A 4,577-nucleotide genomic window follows, 5' to 3' on the forward strand; every position below is an offset into this window, starting at 1 on the left:
CCATTTAAGTCCTGAGCCCCCCGGCTAATAACCGGGGGGCTCAGGCATATGTATTTGAAGCCGAATTCGCACCAATGATGGCACGTAATTATGACGCCATTGCACATGGCCGTATCCTTTACCCCGATGGCTGACGATAAACATGACGGCGGCCGGCGCACCCCACGGGGGCCGTCGGCCCCGCGGCGTTCCGGGCCGGACCGTTCGCGCCGAGCACAGCCGCAGCGCGGGCCCCAGTCGCAGCGGGGGCCCCAGCCGCGTTCCGGGGCCGGTCCTGCTTCTGAGACCCGTTCTGGGATGCACAGTTCTCCGCTGATCCCGAACTCCGTCGAGGCCAAACAACTCGCACCGGAGATCCGGGCGGAGCTCTTCACCCTGGACAAGGCCACCGCCGACACGGTGGCCCGCCATCTGGTGGCCGCCGGCGAACTGATGGACACCGATCCGCAGGCTGCACTGGCGCACGCCCAGGCTGCGCGTACCCGGTCGGGCCGGATCGCGGCGATCAGGGAGGCCGTCGGCATCGCCGCCTACCACTGCGGCGACTGGGCACAGGCCCTGGCCGAGTTCCGCACCGCCCGCCGGATGGGCTCCAAGTCCCAGCTGCTGCCGCTGATCGCCGACTGCGAGCGCGGGGTCGGCCGTCCGGAACGCGCCGTCGAACTCGCTCGCAGCCCCGAAGCCGCTGAGCTCACCGGTGACGACGCCGATGAGTTGCGCATCGTCGCCGCCGGCGCCCGCGTCGATATGGGCCAGCTCGATCAGGCCCTGGCGGTGTTGTCGCGGCCCGCGCCGGACCCGACGCGCAGCGGTTCCACAGCGGCCCGATTCTTCTACGCCTATGCCGAGGTGCTGCTGGCCCTCGGCCGCCCCGACGAGGCGCTGCAGTGGTTCCTCCATTCGGCTGCGGCTGATATCGAGGGTGTGACCGACGCCGAAGATCGGGTCGGCGAGCTCGCCTGACATGACGGCGTCCGATGATCTGACGGTTCCCGCCAGATGCCTTGCGCAGCAGCATGATTGTCTGCTGCTCGATCTGGACGGCACCCTGTTCCGCGGGCACGCGCCCACCGACGGCGCCGTCGAGACGCTGGCCCAGGTCACCGCTCACCCGCTGTACGTCACCAACAACGCCTCCCGTTCCGCCGGTGAGGTGGCCGTCCATCTGCGCGAGATGGGATTCGCGGCGACCGTCTCCGAGGTGGTGACCAGTGCCCAGAGTGCGGCACGGATGCTCGCCGAGCGGCTTGCCCCCGGATCGAAGGTTCTGGTCCTCGGGACCGACGCACTGGCCGGTGAGATCACCGCCGTCGGACTGCACCCGGTGCGGCTCTACGCCGACAAGCCGGTCGCCGTCGTGCAGGGGTTATCGATGACCATCTGCTGGAACGACTTGGCCGAGGCGGCGTTGGCGATTGCGTCCGGGGCGCTGTGGGTGACGGCCAACCTGGATCCGACCCTGCCCACCGAACGCGGCCTGGTACCCGGCAACGGGTCCATGGTCGCCGCTGTGCGTGCCGCCACCGGCATTGAGCCGCTGGTGGCCGGTAAGCCGTTCCCGGCGCTCATGCACGATGCGCTGGCCCGCGGCAGCTACACCACCCCACTGGTGGTGGGCGACCGGCTCGACACCGATATCGCCGGGGCCAATAACGCCGGGTTGCCCAGCCTGCTGGTGCTCACCGGCGTCAGCACCGCCGCTGACGCCGTCGCGGCCGGTCCCGGTCTCCAGCCGTCCTATATCGGCGCCGATCTGCGATCCCTGCTCGACACGCCCGCGCACCTGGCCGTCGGCCCGCAGCCTGCCTGGACCGTCGAGGTGTCCGATACGGCGGCCACGGTGACCGCGACCGGGGCCGATACCGGCGCGGACGGACTGTCGGTGGTCCGTGCCGTCGCGCATGCCGTCTGGGGCGCGGGGCGTGTGCTGCAGGTCAAGCCTGGTGACGACACCGCCCGTACCGCGCTGGAGCGCTGGTCACTGGTGAACGGGTGCGATCAGCTAGCGTGAACGCTGATATGAACACCGATCCGCAGCAGATCCGCGCACAGGTCGACGCACTGTTGGTCGAACTGCCACGTCTGGATCCGGACGCCCCGGAAACCCTGTTCGCCCAGGACGCCGATATCGACACCGTGGGCCGCCGACTCGAGGAAGCGCACCAGATCCTGGTCGACGCGCTGGAATCGGTCGAGAAGGGCTGAACCACGCATGACGCGGCGCGCCCGGGTTGATGCTGAGCTGGTCCGGCGCGGGCTCGCCCGGTCACGGCAGCAGGCCGCCGAGCTGATCGGTGCCGGCCGGGTCACCATCAACGGTATGACCGCGGCCAAGCCCGCCACCGCCGTCGAGATCACCGCCGCGCTGGCGGTGGAGGGGCCCGGGGAACGCAGCTGGGTCTCCCGAGGGGCGCACAAGCTGATCGGGGCTCTCGATGCGTTCGGTATCGACGTCACCGGCCGGCGCTGCCTGGATGCCGGCGCCTCCACCGGAGGCTTCACCGAGGTTCTGCTGGACCGCGGCGCCACCGAGGTGGTCGCCGTCGACGTCGGCTACGGCCAGCTGGCCTGGCCGCTGCGATCCGATGACCGGGTGCACGTCATCGAGCGCACGAATGTTCGCGATCTGACCCCCGATGCCATCGGCGGGCAGGTCGACCTGACCGTCGCCGATCTGTCGTTCATTTCGCTGTCCACAGTGCTGCCCGCACTTACCGCATGCAGCGCCCCGCACGCCGATATCGTTCCGATGGTGAAGCCGCAGTTCGAGGTCGGCCGCGAGCAGGTCGGCTCCGGCGGGGTGGTCAGCGACCCGCAGTTGCGGACCGGCGCGGTACTGGCAGTCGCCGGCCGGGCCGCCCGCCTCGGCTGGCACACCGTCGGCGTCACGGCCAGCCCGCTGCCGGGACCGTCGGGGAATGTCGAATACTTTCTGCGGTTGCGGGCCCAGACCGATCAGACCCAGGCCGATCAGACCCAGAGCGATCAGACACAGACCGACCATGTGCTGGCCGGCGATGATCTCTGCGCCGCGGTCGCCCGCGCTGTGATGGAAGGCCCGCAATGACAGACAACCGGACCGTCCTGCTCGTCGTGCACCCCGGGCGCGACGAAGCCAACGAGACCGCGCGCAGGGTCGGAAAGGCGTTTGGCGACAACGGGATCCGGCTTCGTCTGCTGTCCCGCGAGGCCGTCGACCGCGGACAACTGCATCTCGACCCCACCGACCTGCATGCCACCGGCGCCGAGACCGAGGTCGTCGACGGCGATGAACACGCCGCCGATGGCTGCGAACTGGTGTTGGTCCTCGGAGGCGACGGCACCTTCCTGCGCGCCGCCGAGCTGGCCCGTAACGCCGAGATCCCGGTGCTGGGGGTCAACCTCGGCCGGATCGGTTTCCTGGCCGAGGCCGAGGCCGAAGCCATCGACGAGATCCTCGAGCATGTGGTCGCCCGCGACTACGTCGTCGAGAACCGGATGGCCCTCGACGTGGTGGTCACCGCCGGAGATCAGGTGCTCGCCCGCGGTTGGGCGCTCAACGAGGCGAGCCTGGAGAAGGGCCCGCATCAGGGTGTGCTGGGCGTGATGGTCTCCATCGACGGCCGGCCGGTCTCGGCGTTCGGCTGTGACGGGGTGCTGATCTCCAGCCCGACCGGATCCACCGCCTATGCGTTCTCCGCGGGCGGCCCGGTGGTGTGGCCCGATCTCGAGGCGGTCATCGTGGTGCCCAACAACGCCCACGCGCTGTTCGCCCGGCCGATGGTCACCAACCCCAACGCCGTGATCACCGTCGACGTCGATCACGACAACCCCGACGCCGTGGTGGTGTGCGACGGCCGCCGCGAGGCGGCGGTGCCGGCCGGCGCCCGGTTGCAGGTGACCAAGTGCCGGACCCCGCTGAAGTGGGTTCGGCTGGACAGTGCGCCGTTCACCGACCGGCTGGTCCGCAAGTTCCAGCTTCCGGTGAACAGCTGGCGTGAGCGCTAGGCGATGCTCGCCGAGATCCGGATCGAATCACTCGGGGCGATCAGCGCCGCCACCGCGGAGTTCGACCGCGGCCTGACGGTGCTGACCGGGGAGACCGGCACCGGCAAGACCATGGTGGTGACCGGATTGCACCTGCTCGGCGGCGCCCGCGCTGATACCACCCGGGTGCGCTCGGGGGCCGACCGCGCCGTCGTGGAGGGCCGGTTCAGCACCGACGGTCTCGACCCGGCCATCGCGGTCCGGGTCGGGGAGATTCTCGACTCCTCGGGGGCGGACCGTGATGACGACGGCAGCATCATCGCGCTGCGCACCGTCAGCCGTGATGGTCCGTCGCGGGCCTACCTGGGTGGGCGCAGCGTGCCCGCGAAGTCGTTGAGCGCCCTGACCACCGGGTTGCTGACTCTGCACGGCCAGAACGATCAGCTCAGGCTGATGTGGCCCGAGGAACAGCGCGCCGCACTCGATCGCTTCGCCGGCGTCGCTGATGTGCTCGAGCGCTACCGCAAGCTGCGCGATGAGTGGCTGATTGCCCGCTGGGATCTCGACGATCGCACCAGCCGGGCGCGGGAGGTGGCGCAGGAGGCCGATCG

General features: G+C 69.9%; 5 protein-coding genes and 1 pseudogene. All 6 read left to right on the forward strand.

Annotation, left to right across the window (positions count from 1 at the left end):
- The first annotated feature begins 126 nt into the window (after positions 1-126).
- Positions 127-963: a tetratricopeptide repeat protein gene (locus tag ACR2JI_RS05500; RefSeq protein ID WP_526388844.1), complete on the forward strand. Its 837-nt coding sequence runs from the start codon at positions 127-129 to the stop codon at positions 961-963.
- Between the two features lies 1 nt (position 964).
- A complete protein-coding gene (locus tag ACR2JI_RS05505; RefSeq protein WP_526388846.1) occupies positions 965-2,011 on the forward strand; it encodes an HAD-IIA family hydrolase in 1,047 nt (348 codons plus the stop codon).
- Positions 2,012-2,019: 8 nt separating this feature from the next.
- Positions 2,020-2,205, forward strand: coding sequence for a hypothetical protein (locus ACR2JI_RS05510; protein WP_526388852.1), 186 nt, complete (start codon positions 2,020-2,022; stop codon positions 2,203-2,205).
- Positions 2,206-2,212: 7 nt separating this feature from the next.
- Complete coding sequence (locus ACR2JI_RS05515; RefSeq protein WP_526388848.1) at positions 2,213-3,067, forward strand: TlyA family RNA methyltransferase; 855 nt, start codon at positions 2,213-2,215, stop codon at positions 3,065-3,067.
- A complete protein-coding gene (locus ACR2JI_RS05520; protein ID WP_526388850.1) occupies positions 3,064-3,987 on the forward strand; it encodes an NAD kinase in 924 nt (307 codons plus the stop codon). The genes ACR2JI_RS05515 and ACR2JI_RS05520 overlap by 4 nt, the downstream gene beginning before the upstream one ends.
- A 3-nt stretch (positions 3,988-3,990) precedes the next feature.
- Positions 3,991-4,577 (forward strand): annotated as a pseudogene (locus ACR2JI_RS05525) (DNA repair protein RecN); the annotation flags it as partial.

The sequence above is a fragment of the Mycobacterium sp. genome (genome assembly GCF_051006775.1).
Taxonomy (GTDB): Bacteria; Actinomycetota; Actinomycetes; order Mycobacteriales; family Mycobacteriaceae; genus Mycobacterium.